The organism is Methylophaga sp. UBA5088, from assembly GCF_002414625.1.
GTDB classification, from domain to species: domain Bacteria; phylum Pseudomonadota; class Gammaproteobacteria; order Nitrosococcales; family Methylophagaceae; genus Methylophaga; species Methylophaga marina.
This window is the reverse complement of the sequence record NZ_DIAC01000125.1, coordinates 6874-8082: the sequence shown is the minus strand read 5'-3', so window position 1 is coordinate 8082 and position 1209 is coordinate 6874. Positions and strand designations below refer to the sequence as shown.

Here is a 1209-nt window from a genome sequence, read left to right as displayed (position 1 = left end):
TTAGATGACCGTATTCAGGTTAATCAGCGCGATTTAACTGAATGGCCGAAACTGGCTGCAGATTTACCTAAAGCAGGCTTGTTTGTGTGTAACCCTCCCTATGGTGAACGAATCGGTCGTGCTGATGAATTACATTATCTGTACGAAAGCCTGGGAAATATTATTAATGAATCGTTTTCAGGCTGGAGAACGGCACTGATTACCGATAATGCACAATTAGGTAAATTTACTGGCTTAACACTTTTCGACAGTGTGCCGTTTGATAATGGGCCAATTGCCTGTGATGTCCTGTTTTACCGTGCGCCACGACCTGTTCGTTTTAATGAGTTAAGCTCAACACCTACACAATTTGTGGACGAAGAGTTCGATGATAAAGAACATGCACCTGTTGAGATGACAGAGCAGGGAACGATGTTTGCTAATCGCTTAAAGAAAAACAAAAAGCATCTGGCCAAATGGGCGCGTAAATCAGATATCAGTTGCTATCGTGTTTATGATGCTGACTTGCCTGATTATGCTTTGGCGATTGATCTTTATGACGAACATATCCATGTTCAGGAATATGCTCCCCCAAAACAAATCGATCCTGAGAAAGCGATAGAGCGACTACAGGAAGCCATGCAGATCATTCCTGAAGTATTAGAAGTCCCTGTTACTCAGGTGGCACTGAAAGTCAGGAAGAAACAACGTGGTAAAGAGCAGTACGAAGCTCAAGCAGCCAAAAATCAACGCATAGAAGTGCGTGAAAATGGACTGCGTTTTTGGGTCAACCTAACCGATTATTTAGATACAGGCTTGTTTTTGGACCACCGTGATACCAGACAACTTGTGAGAGACTTAGCCAAAGACAAAGACTTTCTCAACCTGTTCTCATATACCGGTTCAGCCAGTGTTTATGCGGCTGCAGGTCAAGCAAAATCAACGACCAGTGTCGATATGTCCAATACCTATTTGTCTTGGGCAGAAGATAATATGAATTTAAATGGTTTCGTCGGTGGACAACATCAATATGTTCGTGCGAACTGTATTGAGTGGTTGCAACAAGCGATAGAAGATGACAAACGTTATGGCCTGATTTTTCTGGATCCACCGACGTTTTCTAACTCAAGTCGGATGGAAGGCGTATTTGATATTCAACGTGATCATGTCGCGCTTATCAAACAAGCAGCGGCATTATTAACAGCAGACGGCGAATTGATATTTTCGACT

General features: G+C 42.8%; 1 protein-coding gene. It reads left to right on the top strand.

The window, feature by feature from the left end; translation table 11 throughout:
• Positions 1–1209: bifunctional 23S rRNA (guanine(2069)-N(7))-methyltransferase RlmK/23S rRNA (guanine(2445)-N(2))-methyltransferase RlmL (rlmKL, locus tag B4K20_RS15365; RefSeq protein ID WP_289283586.1), on the top strand; the 1209-nt coding region annotated here is incomplete at both ends.